The sequence below is a fragment of the Rhodococcus maanshanensis NBRC 100610 genome, from assembly GCF_001894865.1.
Lineage (GTDB): Bacteria > Actinomycetota > Actinomycetes > Mycobacteriales > Mycobacteriaceae > Rhodococcus_G > Rhodococcus_G maanshanensis.
In genome coordinates this window covers 35,256-57,188 of sequence record NZ_BCXA01000049.1, presented here as the reverse complement: position 1 = coordinate 57,188, position 21,933 = coordinate 35,256, and the positions used below count along the sequence as shown (strand labels likewise).

Annotated in this window: 22 protein-coding genes; 17 read left to right on the top strand and 5 right to left on the bottom strand. The window is 70.9% G+C overall.

The genetic code is table 11. The features are described from left to right. Position 1: 1 nt before the first annotated feature. Entirely contained in the window at positions 2–646 is a 645-nt protein-coding gene (locus RM1_RS21705; RefSeq protein WP_245816535.1) for an ABC transporter ATP-binding protein, read from the top strand. A 2-nt stretch (positions 647–648) separates the two neighbouring features. Further along, complete coding sequence (locus tag RM1_RS21700; RefSeq protein WP_027500688.1) at positions 649–1,005, top strand: hypothetical protein; 357 nt, start codon at positions 649–651, stop codon at positions 1,003–1,005. A gap of 105 nt (positions 1,006–1,110) precedes the next feature. Here the strand turns inward: RM1_RS21700 and RM1_RS21695 are convergent, their stop codons facing one another. Continuing rightward, the gene (locus RM1_RS21695; RefSeq protein WP_072753732.1) at positions 1,111–1,500 is read right to left on the bottom strand and encodes a VOC family protein; all 390 of its coding nucleotides are present in this window, start codon (positions 1,498–1,500) and stop codon (positions 1,111–1,113) included. A gap of 2 nt (positions 1,501–1,502) precedes the next feature. Then, the gene (locus tag RM1_RS21690; RefSeq protein ID WP_072753740.1) at positions 1,503–1,952 is read right to left on the bottom strand and encodes a hypothetical protein; all 450 of its coding nucleotides are present in this window, start codon (positions 1,950–1,952) and stop codon (positions 1,503–1,505) included. Between the two features lie 188 nt (positions 1,953–2,140). Here RM1_RS21690 and RM1_RS21685 point away from each other — a divergent pair, with 188 nt between their 5' ends. Next, positions 2,141–3,280, top strand: a complete 1,140-nt coding sequence (locus tag RM1_RS21685; protein WP_072753731.1) for an alpha/beta hydrolase — start codon at positions 2,141–2,143, stop codon at positions 3,278–3,280. Positions 3,281–3,282: 2 nt separating this feature from the next. On the opposite strand, the gene RM1_RS21680 is transcribed toward RM1_RS21685, so the two are convergent. Then, positions 3,283–4,176 carry a 1,4-dihydroxy-2-naphthoyl-CoA synthase gene (locus RM1_RS21680; protein ID WP_027500684.1) on the bottom strand — a complete coding sequence of 298 codons (894 nt, stop codon included), beginning with the start codon at positions 4,174–4,176 and terminating at the stop codon, positions 3,283–3,285. 93 nt (positions 4,177–4,269) lie between these two features. Here RM1_RS21680 and RM1_RS21675 point away from each other — a divergent pair, with 93 nt between their 5' ends. The 5 genes from RM1_RS21675 (at position 4,270) to RM1_RS21655 (ending at position 8,686) form a co-directional block, all read left to right on the top strand. Continuing rightward, entirely contained in the window at positions 4,270–4,926 is a 657-nt protein-coding gene (locus RM1_RS21675) for a PaaI family thioesterase (RefSeq protein WP_072753730.1), read from the top strand. A 22-nt stretch (positions 4,927–4,948) separates the two neighbouring features. Next, a complete protein-coding gene (locus RM1_RS21670) occupies positions 4,949–5,737 on the top strand; it encodes a 2-phosphosulfolactate phosphatase (RefSeq protein WP_072753729.1) in 789 nt (262 codons plus the stop codon). 11 nt (positions 5,738–5,748) lie between these two features. Next, entirely contained in the window at positions 5,749–6,762 is a 1,014-nt protein-coding gene (locus RM1_RS21665; RefSeq protein WP_072753739.1) for an o-succinylbenzoate synthase, read from the top strand. Positions 6,763–6,828: 66 nt separating this feature from the next. After that, a complete protein-coding gene (locus RM1_RS21660) occupies positions 6,829–7,275 on the top strand; it encodes a DUF6918 family protein (RefSeq protein WP_072753728.1) in 447 nt (148 codons plus the stop codon). Positions 7,276–7,504: 229 nt separating this feature from the next. Continuing rightward, a complete protein-coding gene (locus RM1_RS21655) occupies positions 7,505–8,686 on the top strand; it encodes a GDSL-type esterase/lipase family protein (RefSeq protein WP_218019735.1) in 1,182 nt (393 codons plus the stop codon). Positions 8,687–8,754: 68 nt separating this feature from the next. Here RM1_RS21655 and RM1_RS21650 read toward each other — a convergent pair whose 3' ends face one another. Next, positions 8,755–9,585 carry a siderophore-interacting protein gene (locus RM1_RS21650; RefSeq protein ID WP_072753727.1) on the bottom strand — a complete coding sequence of 277 codons (831 nt, stop codon included), beginning with the start codon at positions 9,583–9,585 and terminating at the stop codon, positions 8,755–8,757. 99 nt (positions 9,586–9,684) lie between these two features. On the opposite strand from RM1_RS21650, the gene menD reads away from it, so the two are divergent. The 9 genes from menD (at position 9,685) to RM1_RS21605 (ending at position 20,590) form a co-directional block, all read left to right on the top strand. Next, entirely contained in the window at positions 9,685–11,307 is a 1,623-nt protein-coding gene (gene menD / locus RM1_RS21645; protein WP_072753726.1) for a 2-succinyl-5-enolpyruvyl-6-hydroxy-3-cyclohexene-1-carboxylic-acid synthase, read from the top strand. After that, positions 11,304–11,750, top strand: coding sequence for a DUF3592 domain-containing protein (locus RM1_RS21640; RefSeq protein ID WP_072753725.1), 447 nt, complete (start codon positions 11,304–11,306; stop codon positions 11,748–11,750). Before menD ends, RM1_RS21640 begins: the two co-directional genes overlap by 4 nt. An 86-nt stretch (positions 11,751–11,836) precedes the next feature. Then, positions 11,837–12,979, top strand: a complete 1,143-nt coding sequence (locus tag RM1_RS21635; protein ID WP_218019734.1) for a glycosyltransferase family 4 protein — start codon at positions 11,837–11,839, stop codon at positions 12,977–12,979. 59 nt (positions 12,980–13,038) lie between these two features. Beyond that, the gene (locus tag RM1_RS21630) at positions 13,039–13,737 is read left to right on the top strand and encodes a demethylmenaquinone methyltransferase (RefSeq protein WP_072753723.1); all 699 of its coding nucleotides are present in this window, start codon (positions 13,039–13,041) and stop codon (positions 13,735–13,737) included. An 87-nt stretch (positions 13,738–13,824) separates the two neighbouring features. Then, on the top strand, positions 13,825–16,170 hold the full coding sequence (locus tag RM1_RS21625) for an ATP-binding protein (RefSeq protein ID WP_072753722.1): 2,346 nt from the start codon (positions 13,825–13,827) through the stop codon (positions 16,168–16,170). A gap of 193 nt (positions 16,171–16,363) precedes the next feature. After that, entirely contained in the window at positions 16,364–17,248 is an 885-nt protein-coding gene (locus tag RM1_RS21620; RefSeq protein ID WP_072753721.1) for an alpha/beta fold hydrolase, read from the top strand. Continuing rightward, positions 17,245–17,646 carry a Zn-ribbon domain-containing OB-fold protein gene (locus tag RM1_RS21615; protein WP_083576891.1) on the top strand — a complete coding sequence of 134 codons (402 nt, stop codon included), beginning with the start codon at positions 17,245–17,247 and terminating at the stop codon, positions 17,644–17,646. Before RM1_RS21620 ends, RM1_RS21615 begins: the two co-directional genes overlap by 4 nt. Before the next feature lie 82 nt (positions 17,647–17,728). Beyond that, positions 17,729–20,053, top strand: coding sequence for an ATP-binding protein (locus tag RM1_RS21610; RefSeq protein WP_072753720.1), 2,325 nt, complete (start codon positions 17,729–17,731; stop codon positions 20,051–20,053). Between the two features lie 195 nt (positions 20,054–20,248). Continuing rightward, complete coding sequence (locus RM1_RS21605; RefSeq protein ID WP_072753719.1) at positions 20,249–20,590, top strand: Zn-ribbon domain-containing OB-fold protein; 342 nt, start codon at positions 20,249–20,251, stop codon at positions 20,588–20,590. Here RM1_RS21605 and RM1_RS21600 read toward each other — a convergent pair. Next, entirely contained in the window at positions 20,583–21,791 is a 1,209-nt protein-coding gene (locus tag RM1_RS21600) for a geranylgeranyl reductase family protein (RefSeq protein ID WP_072753718.1), read from the bottom strand. The two genes, RM1_RS21605 and RM1_RS21600, sit on opposite strands and share 8 nt — an antisense overlap. Positions 21,792–21,933 lie beyond the last annotated feature (142 nt).

Below are 21,933 nucleotides of genomic sequence, written 5' to 3'. Positions count from 1 at the left end.
GGTGCTGCACGGGGTGAGCCTCGCGCTGCACCCGGGCGCCGTGGTCGCGCTGCTGGGACCCAACGGCGGCGGGAAGACCTCGACGCTGAAGATCTGCTCCGGCATCCTGCCCGTCGAACAGGGTGAGTTCCGGCTCGCCGGACGGGTGGTCAACGGTGCCGACGCCGCCGACCTGGCACGGCTGGGGGTCTGCACCATCCCCGAGGGCCGCGGTGTCTTCCCCAACCTCACCGTGCGGGAGAACCTCTGGGTGGCGACGGGCACGGGGACGAGCCTGCGGGCGCTCGAAGAGGCCGCGTACCAACGCTTCCCGGTGCTCGGGAAGCGGCGTGGCCAGTTGGCCGGATCGATGTCCGGCGGCGAGCAGCAGATGCTCGCCCTCTCTCGGGCGCTCGGCACCGCACCGACGGTGCTGCTGCTCGACGAGCTCTCGATGGGGCTCGCGCCGCGAGTGGTCACCGAGATGTACGAGATCGTCGCTCAGCTCGCAGGGGAGGGGCTCTCGATCCTGGTCGCCGAGCAGTTCGCCAGGGCGGTGCTGCCGATCGCGACCTCGGCGGCGCTGATGCTGCAGGGGCGCGTGGTCCGGACCGGGGACCCGCACGAAATCGACCGTGAACTATCCACAAGCTATCTAGGAGGATGACGATGACCGCACTCGCGGAGGAGCGTCGCGCGCAGTTCAAGAACGACGTCGCGGAGCTCAAGCTCAAGACCGGTCGGTCGCGCGGCGACGGCGCGGCCCGGGTGCTCGGCCTGGTGCTGATGATCGGTGGGGCGGTGGCGGCCTTCGTCGTCTACCTGTCCTCACTCACCCAGGACGACCTGCGCAACATCGCCTCGTACCAGATCCTGGCGACCGGGCTGCTCGCCGTCACCGTGATCGGCGCGGCGCTGTATCTCGCCGGAGCCGTCGCCAGGGTGCTGCGGCTGTGGCTGCTGCGCCAGCTGTACGAGGGCCAGGCCCAGGCCGACCAGATCGCCGAGGCACTGCGCGCGGCCTAGGACACCCGGCGCACCGTGGGGCGCGGGAGCGACCCGCCCCACGGAGCGGCGCCCGATCCGTGGCCGTCAACGTTGCCGCGCCGAGAGATCCGGTCCGACGCCTCGCTAGGGGGCCGGGCGGCCGTCTCTCCGGATCGGGTGGTCCGCCGGGATCTGTACCAGCACGATCGGGACGCCGTCCGGGTCGGCGATCCACATCTCGTGCAGGCCCCACGGTTCCTGCCGTGCTTCCCGGATGATCTGCACGCCCTTGAGCACCAGTTCCGTCTGCGTGGCCGTGAGGTCGCGAACCTGAAACCAGAGTGCGCCGTCGAAGCGGGTGCTCACGCCGGATCCGCCGTGGGCGGCGACCTCGATCAATCCCTGTCCGGCGAAGAACACCGTGCCGCCCGGATACTCGCGCGCGACCGCGAGCTCCAGGGTCTGCGCGTAGAACGCCAGGGTCGTCGGATAGTCGGCCGGCCGCAGGATCGTCCGGCTGCTCAGAATCTCCATGCTCACTCCTGCTCCGCGGGCCGGGCCTCGTGCCCTGCCCTGCCCGGTGTCCGTCTGTGCTGCTTCATCTCAGCCTCGTAGAGGTGCCTGCGTCCGCCGAGCAGTTCCTCACGCACCGCCCGCTCCTGGTCGCGGAATTCCGACCAGTAGCCGTCGTCGAACTCCTCGACCACCTGAAATGTCCAGCGGCCCGCGAGCACGTTGCGGCCGACCAGCTCCTCCATCAGCTTGTCGGCCCGCTCCCCGTGGCCGGCCGCCCGCAGCATGTCGACGGCCTCGGCGAGCTGCAGGTGCGCGTGTCCGATGAGTTGGTGAAACCCGTACAGATGCCCTCGGGCGCGTTCGACCGTCTCGAGGGCCTCGGAGACCCGTCCGGCGGCGGCGACCTCGGCGTCGGTGACACCGTCCGGTCGACGGTGCTCGGGTGCAGGCTTTTCGCGGTCGACGCCCATGCGTTCAGTGTGCCTGATCCCGTGTTCGGTCGCGGGTGAGAGATTCGTGACAGGGGGGAACGAATTCGCCTGTGCGGCTCGACCGAACGCGGTACCGTCTCGGCGATCGGTACCGCCGCTCAGGAGTCCGGCGGTCCGGGCCGGCTGGTGCCCGATTCCGATCGACATCATCGAGACTGGGGGAGTCCATGAATTTCGCGTGTCGTCGTCCTGGGTGGGGCAGGGCGGTGGGTGTGGTCGCGGTCGCGGTCGCGGTACTGGCCGGGTCGGGCGAGGCCGTCGCGGCGCCGGGCACGGGCAGTGATTCCGGGAGCGCGGGCAGCTCGGACTCGGGCAGCCTTGGCGGCAGCTCGGACCTCGGCAGCTCGGATTCGGGCAGCGTCACCTCCGGGTCGACGATGCCCGAGTCGTGGCGGGACGATCCGGGGCCGATACCCCCGCTGCGCGACGACATCGTCACCCCGGCAATCGTCTCGGAGAAGTTCGCCTCGGAGCGGGTCGCGCGCTTCCTCATCGCCTCGCCCGCCCTGCGCCGCGAGGTCGGCGTGGACGTGCTGCTTGCCGCGGACAGCTCCCGGCCCACCTTGTACATGCTCGAGGGCGTCGGCGCCGGCGAGGACCAGAGCGCCTGGATGTACATGACCGACGCGCCGAAGTTCTTCGCCGACAAGAACATCAATGTGGTCCTGACCAACGGTGGGGTGGCCAGCCTCTACACCGACTGGGACGAGAGTGATCCGAAGGTCGGGCTGCACAAGTGGGAGACCTTCCTCACCAAGGAGCTGCCGCCGCTGATCAACGCCCGGCTGAAGACCAACGGCGTCAACGCGATCGCGGGCACCTCGATGGGCGCACAGGGCGCGATGATGCTCGCGCACCGGCGCCCCGACCTGTACCGCGGCATCGCGGTCTTCAGCGGGTGCTACTCGACCACCGACGATGTGGGCCGGCTGAGCACGCAGGTCACAGTGTCCTCCCGCGGCGGCGACCCGGCCAAGATGTGGGGTGTGCCAGGAGGTCCCGAGTGGGGCGCGCACGACACGGTCCGTAACGCGGAGGCGTTGCGCGGCAAGCCCATCTACCTGTCGGTCGGCACGGGAATCGTGGGCGAGCACGAGGGCCCCGGCACCGACGCCGAACGGATCTTCGTCGGCGGCGGCATCGAGGCGGCGGCGAATCAGTGCACGAGGCGGCTGGACAAGAAGCTGCGCGAGCTGGGCATCCCGGCCACCGTCGACTACGAGGTGACCGGCGTGCACGCCTGGGCCTACTGGAACGACAGGCTGCCCAAGGCGTGGCCCACGCTGCGTCAGGCGCTCGGGCTGTAGGCCTAGAAGTACCAGGGGTACGGCGACCAGTCGGGATCGCGCTTCTCCAGGAACGCATCCCGGCCCTCGACGGCCTCGTCGGTCATGTAGGCCATCCTGGTGGCCTCGCCTGCGAACAGCTGCTGGCCGACCAGGCCGTCGTCGGCCAGGTTGAAGGCGTACTTGAGCATCCGCTGCGCCTGCGGGGACTTGCCGTTGATCTTCTCGGCCCACTCCAGCGCGACGTCCTCGAGCTCGGCGTGGTCGACGACCTTGTTCACCGCACCCATCTGATGCATCTGCTCCGCGGTGTACGCGTCGCCGAGGAAGAAGATCTCGCGGGCGAACTTCTGTCCCACCATCTTCGCGAGGTAGGCGCTGCCGTATCCGCCGTCGAAGCTGCCGACGTCCGCGTCGGTCTGCTTGAACCGGGCGTGTTCGCGGCTGGCCAGGGTCAGGTCGCAGACCACGTGCAGTGAGTGCCCACCACCGGCGGCCCAGCCGTTGACGAGGCAGATCACCACCTTCGGCATGAAGCGGATCAGGCGCTGCACCTCGAGGATGTGCAGCCGGCCCGCGCGCGCCTTGTCAACGGTGTCGGCGGTCTCGCCCGCGGCGTACTGGTAGCCGCTGCGTCCGCGGATGCGCTGGTCGCCTCCCGAACAGAACGCCCAGCCGCCGTCCTTCGGGCTGGGACCGTTGCCGGTCAGCAGCACCGCGCCGACATCGGAGGTCATCCGGGCGTGGTCGAGGGCGGCGTACAGCTCGTCCACCGTGTGCGGCCGGAACGCGTTGCGCACCTCCGGACGGTTGAAGGCGACGCGGACGGTGCCCTGCGTGATGTGCCGGTGATAGGTGATATCGGTGAGGTTCTCGAACCCGGGAACCGGACGCCACAGCTGCGGATTGAAGGTCACGATCGCCAAGGATATGCCCCGCATCGCGGCGGTGGCCGCACGGCCGCGACCCCGGCAGGCGCGACGCACCCCCGCCGGGCTTACCGTGCAGCTATGAGCGAGCAGGTGGAACGGGGCCGGGGCAGGGGCGACGTCGACGACTACGAGCAGCACGGTGGATTCCCCGTGTACCGGGCCGCCGAGGACAACGGTGGCCCGGACTTCGGACGGCTCGTCGAGGCGCTGCGCACGATCCAGGACCTGGGTGTGTCGACAGCGCCGCCCGCGGACGTCGTCAGGCAGGCCGCCGAGCAGGCCGAGGCCCTCGTCGCGCTGCTGGAACCGCACCGGGTCCCCGAGGGGCAGCAGCCGGCTGGGCGTTCGATGGGTCTGCCCGGTCGCGGCAGCCTGCTGATGATGCCGTGGACCATCGAGAAGTTCGACGAGACCGGCGTGCGGTCGACCGGCGAGTTCCGCCGTTTCCACATGGGCGGCAACGGGGCCGCGCACGGCGGCACGCTGCCGCTGCTCTTCGACGACCTGTTCGGGATGGTCACGCACGCGTACGGCCGCCCGATCAGCCGGACCGGCTATCTGCACGTCAACTATCGCAAGATCACCCCGATCAACACCCAGCTCACCGTCGAGGGGCAGGTGGACAGGGTCGAGGGCCGCAAGACCTTCGTCAGCGCCCGGCTCGTCGACGCCGAGGGCACGCTGCTCGCCGACTGCGAGGCGCTGATGGTGGTGTTGCTGCCCGGTCAGCCCTGAGGTCGGGTGCGAGGATGACAGCATGCTTGCCGCTCACCGTCAGGGTGCGTACCGACTCCGGTTCGACTGGGGACCAACGGGCGCCGCGGCCCTGATCGAGGACTGCGACGTCGCGGTCGTCGTCGATGTGCTGTCCTTCACCACGACGCTGACCGTCGCGCTCGACGGTGGCGTCAGCGTCTACCCCTACCGATGGGACCCCGAGTCCGCCGCAGGCTACGCAGCCGAACGGGGGGCGACGGTTGCGGTCGGCCGATCGCGCGCCGTGCCGGGCGAGGTGAGCCTCTCGCCCGTGTCGGTCCGCGCCGCCTTCGGCCGTGGCGGGCTCACCGATGTCGGCGGGAACAGGCTGGTGCTGCCGTCCCCGAACGGTTCCGCGCTGTGCTTCGGGCTGGCCGATGCCGGGGTCGACGTGGTTGGGGCCTCGCTGCGCAACGCCACCGCCGTGGCGCGCTGGCTCTCGGCGCGGGTCGGCGCGGCCGGACCGCCCCGGGTGGCGGTGGTCGCGGCGGGGGAGCGCTGGCCGGACGGGGCCATCCGTCCCGGCCTGGAGGATCTCTGGGGTGCTGGCGCGGTGCTGCGTGCGCTGGGGGCGCTCGAGGCGGAGGCGGCCTCGCCCGAGGCCCGCGCGGCCGCCGAGGCCTTCGCCGCGGCCGAGGGTGACCTGCAGGCGAGGCTGCGTGACTGCGCGAGCGGCAGGGAGCTCGTGGACAAGGGATTCGGCGACGATGTCGACATCGCCGCCGAACTCGACACCAGCGCCGTGGTCCCGTTGCTGCGGGGCGAGGCGTTCGTGGACGCCTCGTCATGAGTGGCGAACCGATGTCGCTGCCGCCGCTGGCCGAGCTACGTGCGGGCGCCGCAGTGGTGAGCCTGCCGATGCGAGTCCGATTCCGCGGCATCACCACTCGCGAGGTGCTGCTACTGCGCGGGCCCGCCGGCTACGGCGAGTTCGCCCCCTTCCCCGAATACGCCGACGCCGAGGCCGCCGCGTGGCTGCGCTCGGCGATCGAGGCCGCATGGCTTGGCCCGCCCGCGGCGGTGCGGGCGACGGTGCCCGTCAACGCGACAGTGCCCGCGGTCGAGGCGGCGCGGGTGCCCGAGATCCTGTCCCGGTTCCCCGGCGCGCGGACGGCGAAGGTGAAGGTCGCCGAGCGAGGGCAGTCGCTCGCCGAGGACCTTGCGCGGGTCGCCGCGGTCCGTGCGCACGTCGAGCACGTGCGGGTCGACGCGAACGGCGGGTGGAGTCTCGACGAGGCGGAGGAGGCGTTGCTGGCGCTGTCCTCGGACGGCCCCCTCCAGTACGCGGAGCAGCCGTGCGCCTCCGTGCAAGAACTGGTCGAATTGCGCAGGCGCCTTGCCGATCACGCGGCGGCCTCGGGCCGCGTGCGGGTGCCGATCGCCGCGGACGAGAGCATACGCCGGGCCGAGGATCCGATGAGGGTCGTGCGCGCGGGCGGTGCGGACGTGGCAGTGGTGAAGGTCGCGCCCCTCGGCGGCATGCGGGCACTGCTGCGTCTCGCCGCGGAGTTGGCGGGACACGGTGTGCCGGTGGTGGTCTCGAGCGCGCTGGACTCCGCGGTCGGGATGGGTGCGGGACTGGCGGCGGCGGCCGCGCTGCCCGAGCTGGAGTACGCCTGCGGGCTCGGCACCGGCGGTCTGTTCGAGGCCGACGTCGCGGCGCCGCGCACGATGGTGGACGGGGCGCTGCCTGCCTCGGCGGTCGTGCCGGACCCGGAGCGGGTGGCAGGCCTGTCGGCCTCGCCGGACCGCGCACAGTGGTGGCTCGGGAGGCTCGACCGGTGTCACGAGCTGCTCTCGGCGGATGCTGAGTAATCCAGGTTGGCTCCGCGTCGTATAAGGTCTGGCGCGACACCCAAGTCAACATCGGAGGCATTGAAAGTGGTTGCAGCACTGAATGACACCCTTCTCGACCCGTCCCGGCTGCCCGCCGTGGTCGCGGACGTGCAGGAGCTGATCGACGCCGAGGTTTCGGATAAGACGGGCGCCTCGGGCCTCGCGGTCAAGGGCGGCTACGGAGCCGTGAAGAAGGTCGGACCGTCGATCGTGCCGGACGCCGTCGAGGGCCTGCTGCCGGGATTCGTCTCCCGCCTCGAGCCGTTCTGGCAGGACTTCGGCGCTGCCGGTGGAGCCGGCTTCGGTGACTTCCTCAGCGCTCGCAGCGAGCAGGTCGCGGACGCGCTGCTCGGCGTGACCGACGAGAAGATCGAGGGCACCAGCAAGTCCGCCATCAAGAAGGTCTACTCGACCATGCGCCCGTCGGCGAAGAAGAACGTCATCGAGGCGCTGCCGCGACTCGGTGCGCTCGTCGAGAAGCACGCAAGCTAGACGCCACGTCGCAGTGGTAGTCGAGTGGGCCGGATCCTGGGGATCCGGCCCACTCGCCGTTTGTGGGCACGGCCGGGCCGCCGTCGAAGTGTTTAACACAAAGATTCCGATTACCCGGCGGTAGCAAGTGGGCCCGTGCCAGACTCCCTGGCGTCACCGGCCGGCGACCAACCCATTCACGAACGCACGCCTGTCCTCGTACGACAGGTGTGCCCATCCCCAGGAGTCCGTGTTGGTCGAAACCTGCCACAAATCCGCCGCCGGCCGCAGCGCCGGGCGACTGCTCGCCGCCCTGCTGGCGGTACCTCTTGCCGCTGCCGGTCTGTCGGTGTTCGCCGCGCCTGCCGCGGCAGTTCCCGCCGGGCCGACGGCGAGCGTGTCGATGGGCGACAGCTACATGTCGGGGGAGGCGGGTCGTTGGAAGGGCAACAGCCTCACCAACTCCGGCAGCCGCGACGGCACCGACCGGGCATGGACGGGAAGCGGCTACGACCCCGCCCGCGTGTACGGCACCACCGCCGCCAACGGCTGTGACCGCTCCGATTCGGCCGAGGTGAACAGCGCCGCGTCCGTGGCGCAGACCAAGATCAACCTGGCCTGCTCCGGCGCCACCACCGTCAACGTCTTCCGTGCGGCCAAGGGTGGTCAGGCCTTCAAGGGCGAGGCGCCGCAGGCCGACCAGCTGGCCGCGGTCGCCGCGGCCAACAAGGTCAAGCTGATCACCCTCTCGATCGGCGGGAACGACCTCGGCTTCGCCGACGTCATCTCGACCTGCGTCCAGGACTATCTGGTCTGGTACTCCTACTGCAACGATGACCAGCAGGCGGCGATCGACGGCAAGATGAATGCGGCGATGGAGGGTGTCGCCAAGTCCATCGACGAGATCCGGGCCGTGATGTCCGGTGCCGGCTACGCGGCAACGGACTATCGCGTTGTGCTCCAGTCCGCCCCATCGCCGACCCCCCGCGCCGCGGACATCCGATACCCGGAGAGCGGCTGGACGCGGGCGAACACCGGCGGCTGTCCGCTCTGGGACGGCGACGCCAACTGGGCCCGAGATTCCTTGGTGCCGCAGATTTCCGACCGCTTCGCCGCTGTCGCGGCCGCGAAGGGAGTGCAGTTCCTCGACCTGCGAGACACCTTCGACGGACATGAGATCTGCGCCAAGGCGGCCAAGCAGGTCACTGCCACGTCCGCGCCGTCAGGGGCGAACAGCGAGTGGATGCGCTGGCTGGACATGGGGCGGACCACCCAGGGCACCCTCCAGGAGTCGATGCACCCGAACTATTTCGGCCAGCTCGCGCTGGGTCGCTGCCTCGACCTGATGTATGCCAAGCCGAGCGGTAACTACGCCTGCCGCAACACGGCGGGGCAGGACCACAACGGGATGTTCCTGACCGGGCGTCCATAGGCGGCTTCGCCGCCCGTGCGCGGTTGACGAGTCCAGGCACTCGTCAACCGCGCACGGGCGCGCAGCGCCTACGGTGCGGACTTGCCGTGGCGCCAGTAGCCGGTGAAGGCGATGTCGGACTTGGGTACCTTGCGGTCGTTGACCAGGTGCCGTCGCAGTCCCGTCGACAGGTCGCTCTCGCCCGCGACGAACGTGTACGACGGTCCCGTCGGCAGCTCCGCCTGTCGCACCGTCTCGAGGGCGAGGACCCCGGGCCGATCGTGCGGGTCGGAGCGGACCAGCCAGTGCAGGTTCACTCCCTCTGGCGCGGCCACCTGCTGCGCGTCCTCGGCGTGCGGGATCTCCACGAAGACCTCGGCGCGCAGGTCGGCAGGGGCCGAACCCAGGATGCCCATGATGGCGGGCAGCGCGCTCTCGTCGCCGACGAGCAGCTGCCATTGGGCGTCCGGGGTCGGGTTGTAGATCAGGCCCTCGTCGAGCAGCGCGACCTCGTCCCCCGGGGTGGCCGAGCCGGCCCACGCCGACGCCGGTCCTGCGTCGCCGTGCGAGACGAAGTCGATGTCGAGTTCGGGGATGTCCTCGCCGAACACCGCCTGGTCCGCGCCGCGGAATCCGCGGACCGTGTAGTTCCTGACCGCCGGCCGCGTGCTCTTCGACATCGCCAGGTACTGGGCGTACCAGAGGTTGCTGGCCGCGCTCGGCACCCGCAGCGTGGTCTGGCCCTGCTGCGGGATGAACATGCGGAACCACTGATCGAATCCCATGGGGACGAAGCTGCGCAGCTCCTCGCCGCCGATGGTGACGCGGATGAAGTTGGGGCTCACCTGTTTGCTGCCGAGCACCCGGGCCCTGGTGATGTGCCGGTCCTCGGGTTTGACGAACTTGCTGCGCTTGGCCATGGTCTCGTTCCTCGCGGGGTGGTTAGCTCAGGCAATCCTAACTGACGGTGTGTCCGGACCGCCGCCCATCGGCGGGTGGCCGTCTGACACCCTGGAACCGTGAATCCGTCCACAGCCCAGGCCACCGCCGTCGTCGACGAATTGATCCGTGGCGGGGTGCGCGACGTGGTGCTCTGCCCGGGCTCGCGCAACGCGCCGTTGGCCTTCGCGCTGCAGGCGGCGGACACCGCAGGCCGGATCCGGCTGCACATGCGGATCGACGAGCGCACCGCCGGATTCCTCGCGGTCGGCCTGGCCATCGGCAGCGGGCACCCGGTGCCGATCGTCATGACCTCCGGCACCGCCGTTGCGAACCTCGGCCCCGCTGTGCTGGAGGCGAACTACGCCAGGGTCCCGCTCGTGGTGCTCAGCGCGAACCGCCCGTACGAGCTCCTCGGGACGGGCGCCAACCAGACCATCGAGCAGCTGGGCCTGTTCGGCAGCCAGGTGCGGGCCACCATCAGCCTCGGCCTCGCGGAGGACGGCATCGACCAGAACAGCCAGTGGCGCTCGGCGGTCTGCCGGGTGCTGGCCGCGGCCAGGGGCGCCAGGTCCGGCAACGCGGGACCCGTGCACTTCGACGTGCCGCTGCGCGAGCCGCTCGTTCCCGGCGCGCACGTCCAGGGCCCGGTGCCGGAGGGGCGCCCCGACGGCGCCCCGTGGACGACGACCACGCACGCGACCCTCGACGTGCCGCTCGAGCTGGACCTCACGCCCGACACCGTGGTGATCTCCGGCCACGGATCCGGTCACCGACCGGAACTCGCGGGACTGCCCACGGTCGCCGAGCCGACCGCACCGATGCACGGGCTGCCGCTGCATCCGCTGGCGCTGTCCCAGCTGGCGCCCCGCCAGGCGGTGATCACCGGCAGGCCGACGCTGCACCGTCCGGTGGCCAAGCTGCTCGCCGATCCCCGGGTGTCGGTTTTCGCGCTCACCACCGGCCCACGCTGGCCCGACGTGTCCGGCAACGTGCTGGCCACCGGCACCAGAGCCGTCATCTCCGGCGCCCCCGACCAGTCCTGGCTCGAGCGTTGCCGGCACCTGACCGAGCATGCGGACAAGGCTGTGCGGCAACAGCTCTCGGCGCACCCGAAGCCGACCGGTCTGCACGTGGCCAAGGTGGTGATGGACGCGCTGTGCGAGGGCGACCAGCTGCTGCTCGGCGCGTCCAACCCGGTGCGGGACGCGGCCCTCGTCAGCTACCCACGTCCGGGCGTACGGGTGTTGTCGAACCGCGGTGTCGCGGGCATCGACGGCACCGTGTCGACGGCGGTCGGCGCGGCGATGGCCGCGCCGGGGGAGCGCACCCGCACCCTCGCGCTGATGGGCGACCTGACCTTCCTGCACGACGCCTCCGGGCTGCTCATCGGCACCGGGGAACCGCGGCCGCGCGACCTCACGATCGTGGTGGCCAACGACGACGGCGGCGGCATCTTCGAACTGCTCGAGCAGGGCGATCCGCAGTACGCGGGTGTCTTCGAGCGGGTGTTCGGCACCCCGCACGGGATGGACCTGTCCGCGCTCTGCGCCGCCTACCGGGTCGAGCACCACGCGGTGAACCCCGAGCAGTTGGCGGTGGCACTGACCGAGCCGAACACCGCGGGGATCAGGGTCCTCGAGGTCGCCACCGAACGATCCGGGCTGCGCGAACTGCACGCCGCGGTACGGGCGCAGCTGTGACGCCGACGGTGGCGGGCCGGGTCAGGAAGGGGATCCTCGTCGCCGCGATCGGGATCTCGGTCCTTGCGGTGCTGCTGGTGGTCGCGGCCTGGCGCAACGACCTCACGATCGACTCCGACAAGGGCGTGGCCACCGCCGAGGTGCTCTCCGCGGGCCGGCTGCGCTCGGCGATCAGCTTCGTCACCCCGGACGGGGTCACCAAGAACCCGCGGCTCGGCGTGCTGTACCCGACCGAGCTGATCGTCGGTCAGCGGATCGACGTCGAGTACGCGAGGTCCGATCCGGACCTGGTCCGGGTGTCCGGTCGCGACGTCCGGGTGGCGCTGGTCCCTGCCGGTTCGGTGATCGCGGTGACGTGGCTGATCGCGGTGCCCGCGCTCTGGCTGGTCCGGCGGCGCACCGCGGCCGAGTCGCCTCACGTCACGGTCACCCCGCCCGGCTGATCCGGTAGCCGAGGTTTCGCCGGAACTTCGCCGTCAGGACACCTCGGTCTCCCCGTCCCGGCTCGCGCGGCGCGGACACTGGACTGGTGCGAGTAGCCATCGTCGCGGAATCGTTCCTGCCGAACATGAACGGGGTCACCCACTCGGTGATCCGGGTGCTCGAGCACCTCAGGCGCCACGGACACCAGGCCCTGCTCGTGGCCCCGGACAGCGTCGCCGGTCGTCCCGCCGCGCCCACCTCACACGACGGGTTCCCCGTGCACCGCGTGCCCGCCGTGATGATCCCGCGGGTCAGCTCCCTTCCCGTCGGCATCCCACAGCCGGGGATCACCTCGGCGCTGCGGTCCTTCGAACCGGACGTGGTGCACCTGGCGTCACCCTTCCTGCTCGGCGCGGGCGGGTTGGCCGCGGCCAACCGGCTCGACGTGCCCGCCGTCGCGGTCTATCAGACCGATGTCGCAGGCTTTGCGCAGAGCTACGGCCTCGGGCTGACCAGCAGGGCCGCCTGGCGGTGGACCCGACGCCTGCACCGCGGGGCCGCCCGCACCCTCGCCCCGTCAACGGCTGCCGTCGAGGCGCTCGAATCACGAGGAGTGCCAAGGGTGTTCCGCTGGGCCCGCGGCGTGGACACCGCGCGGTTCGCGCCGTCCCGGCGCAGCGCCGAGTTGCGGGCGAGCTGGTGTGACGCCGACCGGCTGGTGATCGGGTTCGTCGGTCGGCTGGCCCCGGAGAAGCACGTCGAGCGGCTGGCCGTGCTGGCCGACGACCCCAGCCTGCAGCTGGTGATCGTCGGCGACGGCCCCGAACGGGCGCGGCTGCAGCGGCTGATGCCGTCGGCGGTGTTCACCGGGCAACTCGGCGGGGACGAGCTGGCCCGGGCGTACGCGAGCCTGGACCTGTTCGTGCACCCGGGCGAGCACGAGACCTTCTGCCAGGCGGTGCAGGAGGCGCTGGCCAGCGGTGTCCCGGTGATCGGTCCGGACGCGGGCGGACCACGCGACCTGGTCGCGCACTGCAGCAACGGTTACCTGCTGCCGGTCGAGCGCTTCGAGGAGCTGCTGCCCAGTGCCGTGATCGCGCTGCGGGACCGGGCCACGCGCGCCCGGTTCGGAGCGTCCGCCCGGCGGTCGGTGCTGCACCGCACGTGGTCCTCGGTGTGCAGCGAACTGCTGGGCCACTACGCGGACGTGACGGGGTCGAGCGGTGCCCCGGCACGGCGCTCGGCCTGAGCCGTCCGCGCGCGAACGTGGGCGCGAGGCGCTCGGCGCACGCCTGTAACGTCAACGCCGTGGCAAAAACACACGGGTCTCGGGCCTCACTCGAGAAGGCCCCGCACGAGGTCGCGTCCATGTTCGACGGAGTCGCGAAGCGCTACGACCTCACCAACACGATCATCTCCTTCGGGCAGGACCGCGCCTGGCGCAAGGCGACCCGGGCGGCGCTCGACCTGAAGCCGGGGGAGCGGGTCCTCGACCTCGCGGCTGGCACCGGGGTCTCCACCGTCGAGCTCGGCCGGTCCGGTGCCTGGGTGGTGGCCACCGACTTCTCCAAGGGGATGCTGCACGCGGGCGCGCACCGGCCGGTGCCGATGGTGGCCGGCGACGCGATGGCCCTGCCCTACGCCGATTCGGTGTTCGACGCCGCGACCATCTCCTTCGGGCTCCGCAACGTCTCGGACTTCGAGGCGGGCCTCCGGGAGATCGCCCGGGTGACCAAGCCGGGTGGCCGCCTCGTCGTCAGCGAGTTCTCCACCCCGACCTTCGGCCCGTTCCGCACGGTCTACATGGAGTATCTGATGAAGGCGCTGCCGGTGGTGGCGCGCGCGGTCAGCAGCAACCCCGACGCCTACGTGTACCTCGCGGAGTCGGTCCGGGCCTGGCCGACGCAGGAGGAGCTGGCACTCAAGATCGAGGCCGCCGGCTGGAAGAACGTGAAGTGGCGCAACCTCACGGGCGGTGTCGTGGCGCTGCACCGCGCCGAACGGTAGTCCTACCCACCGCAACCCGCTCGTCGGCGCGATCGCTGCGGGTAATGTGGAACACGCAGGGGACCGTGTGACGAGAGTGACTCTTCGATGCCGCCCACCGTGCAAGGCAAGGTCGGGAACCTGCCTCTCGAGCTGACCAGTTTCATCGGCCGTCGCCACGAGGTGACCGAGGCGCGGCGGTTGCTGTCCGAGTCCCGTCTCGTGACGCTGACCGGGATCGGGGGGGTCGGCAAGACCAGGCTGGCCCTGCGAGTTGCCGAGGATTCCCGTCGTGCATTCGACGACGGGGTATGGCTCGTCGAACTGGGCGAGGTGCACGACCCGACGCTGGTGCCTGCCACGGTGGCCGCCGCGCTCGGGCTACGGGACCAGCTCGCGCACCTTCCCGAGGAGGTGTTGGCCGACCACCTCGCCACCCGCCACCTGCTGCTCGTGCTGGACAACTGCGAGCACCTCGTCGACGCGGTCGCGGGTTTGGCGGAGTCGTTGCTGAAGGCCTGCCCCGAGGTGCGCATTCTCGCCGCGAGCCGGGAGGCCCTCGGCATCACCGGCGAGGCGGTGTTGCGGGTGCCTCCGCTGACGGCCCCGAGCAGCGACGAGGCGCCCTCGCTGCAGGGCCTTCCCCGGTACGACGCGGTGGCGCTGTTCGCCGAGCGCGCCGCGGCCGCGGTCCCCGAGTTCACCCTCACCGAGGAAAACCGGCATGCGGTGGCCGGGATCTGCCACCGGCTGGACGGGCTGCCGCTGCCGATCGAGTTGGCCGCGGTGCGGTTGCGTGCGATGACGGCCGAACAGGTTCTGCAACGATTGACCGATCGCTTCCGGTTGCTGACGCTGGGAAGCCGCGGCGCCCCGACTCGTCAGCAGACGTTGTGGTCCAGCATTGAATGGAGCCATGAGCTGTGCTCGGTCCAGGAACAGGAGCTGTGGGCCCGGCTGTCGGTGTTCGCGGGCGGATTCGAGTTCGACGCCGCGCAGGGGATCTGTGCAGGGGACCTGTCCTCGGACGAATTGCGCGACGTCCTGGCCTCTCTGGCCGACAAGTCGATCTTGATCCGCGAGGAGCACGGTACCGCGGTGCGTTACCGGCTGCTCGAGACCCTGCGTGCCTACGGGAGCGAGAAGCTGCGGGAATCCGGTGACCGCGACACGCTGCATCGTCGGCACCGGGACTGGTACGCGCGGTTGGCCCACGAAGCCGAGGCCGAGTGGATCGGGCCCAATCAGGTGACCTGGATCGGGCGCCTGGAGCGGGAGAAGTCCAACCTGCGCGAGGCGTTGCAGTTCAGCCTGACGCCGGGCGAGGCCGAGGCCGACGTCAGCCTGCGGATGGTCAACTCCCTGTACCTGTACTGGATCTGCCGTGGGCAGATCAGCGAGGGTAGGCGCTGGGTGGATCGCGCACTGGCCGTGTCGGGCGATCGGCGGACGGCGGACCGGGTGCTCGCGCTGTTCGGGGGCAGCGTTCTGACGGGCATGCAGCAAGAATTCGCCACCGCCACCGGCCTCGTGGACGAGTGCCGCACGCTCGCCGACGAGCTGGGCGATCCGATGCTGCTGGCGACCGCCGGATACGCTACCGGCTTCCAGGCGTTGTTCAGCGGCGATCTCAAGGGCGCACGGCGTTCGTTCGAGGACGCACTGCAGACGAGCGGGCCGACCGGCGAACTCCAACGGGCAATCGGCTGCCTGCTCGGATTGGCGGTCGCCAGCGGACTGCTCGGCGACGAAGCCCGGTCGGTCGCCTGCTACGAGCAGGTGTTCGCCATCACCGCACCGCGCGGCGAGTCCTACTATCGCGCGTACGCGCTGTGGGGTCTCGGCCTGGCGACCCTGCACCAGGGCGACAGGACTCGGGCGGCCGCGCAGCTGGCGCAGGCGCTGCGCCTGGTCCGACGGGTCAACGATCCGATCATCGCCACGTGGTGCCTCGAGGCGATGGGGTGGATCGCGGCGGTCGAGGACGCGCCGGAGCGGGCCGCGGTCCTGTTGGGGGCCGCCACCGCGTTGGCGAAGGCGGAGGGGGGCATCACCGTCACGCTGCCCAACCTGCTCAGCCACCACGCGGAGTGCAAACAGCGGGCACGCGCGGCACTCGGCGAGCGGGACTTCGAGGAGGCGAGGCGCCGCGGCAGGGGGATGGATTTCCGCGAGGCGATCGGCTACGCGCTCGGTGAACGCCGCCCGGCCGGGCCCGCCGCCGTGGAGGAGCCGGTGAGCCTGACCCGGAGGGAGATGCAGGTCGCCGAGCTGGTCGCGCAGGGCCTCACGAACAGGGCAATCGCCGAGGAGCTGGTCATCTCGCCGCGAACCGCACAGGGACACGTCGAGCGCGTGCTGGCCAAGCTCGCGTTCACCTCGCGAACCCAGATCGCTGCCTGGTATCTCGAGCGGACGCGGGAGCAGGCGACGGATACGCAGCGGGGGGCCTGATCAGAAACGGACCCGCGGCGCGGAGCCTGATCAGAAACAGGCCTGCAGCGCGAAACCTGACCAGAAACAGGCACGCGGCGCGGAGCCTGATCAGAAACAGGTATGTAACCGGGTAGTTCCGCCCTGACGGACAACGGTCACAAGCGGCAATGTGTGCTGGGTCATATCCGCGACCGCGAAGCCGAGGCCCTCGATGTTGCAGCAACCCACCAGCCACCCCTATGTCGTCAGCGACGCGAGGAACACCAGCTGGAAGAACACCCTCGTCGAGGGTCGGGCGGCGACCTACGCCGTCGCGGGTGCGGGCGCTCCTGTCGTGTTCCTCCATGGGTACGGGCTGACCCCTCGCGCGTACGACCGCGCACTGCTCCGGATGGCGGCTCAGGGCGTGCGGGTGTTCGCGCCCTCCCTTCCCGGATTCGGCGGCACCGCTGAGCTCCCCTCGCAGGAGCGGAACCTGGCCGGGTATGCGCGCTGGCTCGGCGGGTTCCTCGACTCGATCGGTATCGCGGGACCGGTGACGCTCGTCGGCCACTCGTTCGGAGGTGGGGTCGCGATCCAGTCCGCGCACGACCTCGGCCCGAGGGTGGAACGACTCGTGCTGGTCAACTCCGTCGGCGGGGCGGCGTGGGAACCCGCGGGCGGAGGCGTGCGCCCTATCGGTGAGCGGCCGATCTGGGACTGGGGCGCGGCGGCCACCGGCGATGCGCTCGCCATTCGGCCGTCCGTCGCGGGTCTGCTGGCCATCACCGCCGATGCGGTGGGCAATGTGATTCGCAATCCGCTCGGGATGTGGCGGCTCGCGCACCTGGCCCGAACCGCGGACCTGCGCGGCGAACTCTACGAGTTGGCGGAACGCGGCCTGCCGGTGACGCTGCTCTGGGGCGGAGACGACACGTTCATCCCGCGCGCCAGCTTCGAATCCCTGTGCATCGCGCTCCGCAATCCCACGGTCGTCACCGTCGCGGGCAACCACGGCTGGTTGATCGACGACCCACACGGATTCGGCACCGCGATGGCGACCGTGTTCGGCGCGGAGCAGACGCTGCCCGACACACCAGCGGCGGTGACGTTGTGACGGCCGCGGGCGGGACCCACCTGTGGGCGGGTCTGTCGGCGCGCACCTTGATGATCCGGCGTTGTGAGTGCTGTGATCTGCTGCTCGCGCCGGTCGCGGTGACCTGCTCCTCGTGCGGCAGTGACCACCTGTCGCGAGTGCCCTCGACCGGCCTCGGGTCCATGGTGACCTGGAAGCTGGCGGACCGCACCGGCGTCGGAGCGGACGACGACGCCCTGCCTAGCATGCTGGCCGTCGTCGCGCTCGACGACGGGCCGTGGATCTGCAGCTGGATCGAGGGTGAGATCGCGGTGCGCCCCGGCCGCCCGGTCCGGGTCGAGTTCGACCATCTCGGGTCCGACGAGCGGTACCCGGTGTTCCACGGCTGTCAGCACGGGACTGCCGTGCGAGTCGCCTGACGCGCCCCTGCAACCCGCCCCTGCGACCCTCCCCGGGGGTAGCGTCGATTGCAGGAGACCGCGAGTTGAGAGTGACGGTTCGATGGCTACCGCTGTCCGGGGCAAGGTCGGGAACTTGCCTCTCGAGCTGACAAGTTTCGTCGGCCGTCGCCGCGAGGTGACCGAGACGAGACGGCTGCTGTCTGTCTCGCGCCTGGTGACGCTGACCGGGATCGGCGGGGTCGGCAAGACCCGGCTCGCGCTCCGGGTCGCCGAGGACTCGAGGAGGGTGTTCGAGGACGGGGTGTGGCTGGTCGAGCTCGGCGAGCTGCAGGAGGAGGCCCTGCTGCCCGACCTGGTCGCCGCCACGCTCGGGCTGCGGGAGCAGTCGACCACCCCCGCACTTGACTCGCTGGCGGACTACCTCGCCGATCGGCGGCTGCTCCTGGTGCTGGACAACTGTGAACACGTCCTCGACGCGGCCGCGTCGCTCGCCGAGGCGCTGCTGCGGCGCTGTCCAGAGCTGCGAATCCTGGCGACCAGCCGCGAGCCGTTGGGCATCGGGGGAGAGACGTTTCTTCGGGTGCCGCCGCTGTCGGTCCCGGATCCGGAGCGGAGCTCGTCCCGCGCCGGGTCGTCATCGGGCGATGCCGTCACGCTGTTCGCCGAACGGGCGTGCGCCGCGGTCCCCGGGTTCGGGCTCACCGAGGACAACCGGGTCGCGGTGGCCCGGATCTGTCAGCGGCTCGACGGGCTGCCCCTGCCCATCGAGTTGGCCGCCGTGCGTCTTCGGGCGATGTCCGCGGAGCAGATCCTGGACCGGCTGAACGACCGCTACCGCCTGCTGACCGGGGGTAGTCGGGGCGCGCCGACGCGCCAGCAGACGTTGCGCCTGTGCATCGACTGGAGCCATGAGCTGTGCACCGAGCGGGAGCGGATGCTGTGGCGGCGGATGTCGGTGTTCACCGGCGGCTTCGAGCTCGATGCGGCGGAGGGAATCTGCGCAGGGGACCTGAGCCCGGACGATCTGCTGGACGTGGTGGCGGCGCTGGTCGACAGGTCGATCCTGATCCGGGAGGAAGCGGGTGCCGTGGTGCGGTATCGGCTTCTCGAGACCCTGCGTGAGTACGGCCGCGAGAAGCTGGAGGAGTCCGGCGAGTACCCGTCGATGCGGCGACGGCACCGGGATTGGTACCAGCAGCTCGTGTCGCGCGCGCAGGCCGAGTGGATCAGCCCGACGCAGGTGGAGTGGATCGCGCGGCTGGGGCGGGAACAGTCGAACGTGCGCGAGGCCATGGAGTTCTCCCTGAGCGAGCCGGGGGAGGCGGAGGCGGCCCTGCGCATCGCCAACGCCGTCTACCTGTTCTGGCTGTCCAGGGGCCTGCTCGGGGAGGGCAGGCACTGGCTCGACCTCGCTCTCGTCCGCCAGGGCGGGCAGCCGACCGCGGAGCGGGCCAAGGCGCTGTACGCGAACAGCGTGCTGGCCTCGAACCAGGGCGACATCGAGGCGGGGGCCGCTCTGATCGAGCAGGCAGGCGAGATCGCCGAGGTCCTCGACGATCCCGCGGTTCGCGCCCTCGTCACCCACGGAGTCGGGCAGCTCGCGGTGTGCAGCGGAGACCTGCGCCTCGCCGTCACCTCGTTCGACGCGGCCCTCGACACGTTCCGCGCGGACGGGAACACACTGCTGGAGCTCGCGACCGTGCTCGGTCTCGCGCTGGCCTGCGCGCTGCTCGGGGACACCTCGCGCTCGATCGCCTGTCAAGAGGAGGCTCTCGCGATCACCCAGTCCCGCGGCGAGTCCGTGTACCGGGGCTACGCGCTGTCCACCCTCGGGCTCGCGTTGTGGCAGAGCGATCCCCGTCGGGCGTCCGGCATGCTCGAACAGGGCCTTCGGCTCAGCCGCGTGGTGGACGACCTGCTCGGCTCCGCGATCTGCGTCGAGGCGATGGCCTGGGTCGCCGCGGGCGACAACTCCGCCAGGCGCTCGGCCGTGCTGTTCGGCGTCGCGCACTCGCTGTGGCGGGCGGTCGGGAGCACCGGGGTCGTGATACCGCCGCTGCACGACTACCACGACGAGTCCGAGCTGCGGGTCCGCACCGCGCTCGGCAAGCGCGCCTTCGACGCGGCCTTCGGGCAGGGCGCGGGCCTGAGTTTTGACGAAGGCATCGCGTACGCGCTGGACGAGCAGCCACAGGGGATGCCGACCGCGGGCGGCGCCCCTGCCCTGACCCGACGCGAGCGGCAGGTCGCCGACCTGGTCGCGCAGGGCATGACGAACAGGGCGATCGCCGAGCACCTGGTGATCGCCCCGCGCACGGTGGAGGGCCACGTCGAGCACGTCCTCGCCAAGCTGGGATTCACCTCCCGCGCACAGATCGCCGCGTGGGTCGTCGAGCAGGCGCAGGTCGACACCCGATCGCCCTGACGGTCTGGTCGGGCCCGCTCAGCGGCGAAAACAGGTACCCACCCGGGTGGTTCCACCGTCGCAGGGGACCCGGGCAAAAGGGACACTTTGACCAGTCTCGTCAGTCCCAGGAAGCCGAGGTCCCCGATGTTCGAGCAACAGGTGCAGTGCACATCCACAGGTGCGCGAAGTGTCCCGACCCTACGTAGGGCGCTGATGATCCTGCGCTGCGAGGCGTGTGCGACGCTGCTGGCTCCGGAGGACACGGTGTGCACCTCCTGCGGACGCGACGAACTCGAGCGGGTCCGGGCCGCGGGCACGGGGACCGTGGTGTCGTGGACGGTGGTGGATTGTTCGTCCGCCGATCTCCGGCTGGCGCTGGTGCCGTGCACGCTCGCGATCGTCGAGCTCGACGAGGGTCCGTGGATCTACACCTGGATCGAGGGCGAGCTGCCGGTGCATCCTGATAGGTCGATGCGGGTGGAGTTCCTGCAGGCGGAGTCGGGGGAGCGGTTCCCCGTGTTCGCGGTTCAGCAGGTCTGCCAGGAGGTCAGCTGAAAGGCGGCCGGGAATCGAGCCGCAGTGACGACGAACCCGATGCGCGCCACGCCCGCGCGGTCAGGTCGCGGTCGGCGTCCGTCACCAGGTTGCCCATCACCCGCACCGCGATCGTCATCAGGGCACGCGAACGCATCGCAAGCGGCCCGGAGGCAGGCAGCACCCGGGGGACGGTGAGCAGGCCTGCGAGCCGACGGGCGATCGAGAAGGCCTGCCCGTACCGCTCCCGCAGCAGGGTCGGCCACAGCTCGGTGAGGTCGGGGGCCCCGAGTACCTCCACGACCATCGAGCCGGTCTCGAGGCCGTAGTCGATGCCCTCGCCGTTGAGCGGGTTCACGCAGGCAGCGGCGTCGCCGATGATCGCCCAATTGGTCCCCGCCACCCCTGACACCGCCCCGCCCATCGGCAGCAGCGCCGACGCCACCGCGCGCACGGGGCCGTCGAGCTGCCATTCGTCGCGGCGCTGCTGCGCGTACAGCTCGATCAGCGGCCTCAGGGCGCCGGGCGCGGGCCGCTTCGCGGTGGCCAAGGTGCCGACGCCGAGGTTGACCTCGCCGGTACCGAGCGGGAACACCCAGCCATAGCCGGCCTGCAGGGCTCCCTCGCGGTCACGCAGTTCGAGGTGCGAGGTGATCCACGGGTCGGTGCTGCGGGCCGAGCGGACGTAGGCGCGGGCCGCCACCCCGTAGGCGGTGTCGCGGTGCCACTCGCGGCCGAGGCGTTTGCCGAGCGTCGAGCGCACGCCGTCGGCGACGATGAGGTGCTCGCACCGGACCGTGCGCGGCCCTTCGGCCGTCTTGAGGGTCACCGACCGCACCCGGTTTCCGTCCCGGTCGGCGTCGACGGCCTTGGCGCCCTGCACCATCCGGGAGCCGGCGTCGAGCGCGACCTGCCGGATCCGGTCGTCGAGCTCGGTCCTCGGGACGGCGCTGCCTGTGCTCGGCAGTGAGCCGCCCGGCCACGGCAGCTCAAGCTCTTGCCCGAACCCGTTCAGTCGCAGACCGCGGTTGGTGGCGCGGGTGGCGAGCCAGTCGCCGAGGCCGAGATGGACGAGCTCCGCCACGGCGCGCGGAGTGAGTCCGTCGCCACACGTCTTGTCCCTCGGGAAGGTGGCGGCGTCGGCGAGCAGTACCTCGCGGCCCGCGCGCGCCGCCCACGCTGCCGCGGCAGAACCGGCCGGACCTGCGCCGATCACCACCACTTCGGCGTGTGCGGGGACGTCAGCGGGCGCCTCGGAACGGGCGGCGGAGGGATCGGGGTCGACAGGTGAGGGCACCACCCCAGTATCTTCTCAGGCCGGGGTCGACCGCTGTGGTCAGCCCGACGGGCCGCGAACCCGATAG

Excerpts from the sequence above, each read along its gene's own strand:
- RM1_RS21675 (WP_072753730.1), top strand. The coding sequence starts at position 4,270 with ATGAGCGAGCAGGTGGAACGGGGCCGGGGCAGGGGCGACGTCGACGAC.
- RM1_RS21610 (WP_072753720.1), top strand. The coding sequence starts at position 17,729 with ATGGCTACCGCTGTCCGGGGCAAGGTCGGGAACTTGCCTCTCGAGCTG.
- RM1_RS21695 (WP_072753732.1), bottom strand. The coding sequence starts at position 1,500 with ATGGAGATTCTGAGCAGCCGGACGATCCTGCGGCCGGCCGACTATCCG.
- RM1_RS21700 (WP_027500688.1), top strand. The coding sequence starts at position 649 with ATGACCGCACTCGCGGAGGAGCGTCGCGCGCAGTTCAAGAACGACGTC.
- RM1_RS21605 (WP_072753719.1), top strand. The coding sequence starts at position 20,249 with ATGATCCTGCGCTGCGAGGCGTGTGCGACGCTGCTGGCTCCGGAGGAC.
- RM1_RS21670 (WP_072753729.1), top strand. The coding sequence starts at position 4,949 with ATGCTTGCCGCTCACCGTCAGGGTGCGTACCGACTCCGGTTCGACTGG.
- RM1_RS21625 (WP_072753722.1), top strand. The coding sequence starts at position 13,825 with ATGCCGCCCACCGTGCAAGGCAAGGTCGGGAACCTGCCTCTCGAGCTG.
- RM1_RS21650 (WP_072753727.1), bottom strand. The coding sequence starts at position 9,585 with ATGGCCAAGCGCAGCAAGTTCGTCAAACCCGAGGACCGGCACATCACC.
- RM1_RS21620 (WP_072753721.1), top strand. The coding sequence starts at position 16,364 with ATGTTGCAGCAACCCACCAGCCACCCCTATGTCGTCAGCGACGCGAGG.
- RM1_RS21665 (WP_072753739.1), top strand. The coding sequence starts at position 5,749 with ATGTCGCTGCCGCCGCTGGCCGAGCTACGTGCGGGCGCCGCAGTGGTG.
- RM1_RS21685 (WP_072753731.1), top strand. The coding sequence starts at position 2,141 with ATGAATTTCGCGTGTCGTCGTCCTGGGTGGGGCAGGGCGGTGGGTGTG.
- RM1_RS21690 (WP_072753740.1), bottom strand. The coding sequence starts at position 1,952 with ATGGGCGTCGACCGCGAAAAGCCTGCACCCGAGCACCGTCGACCGGAC.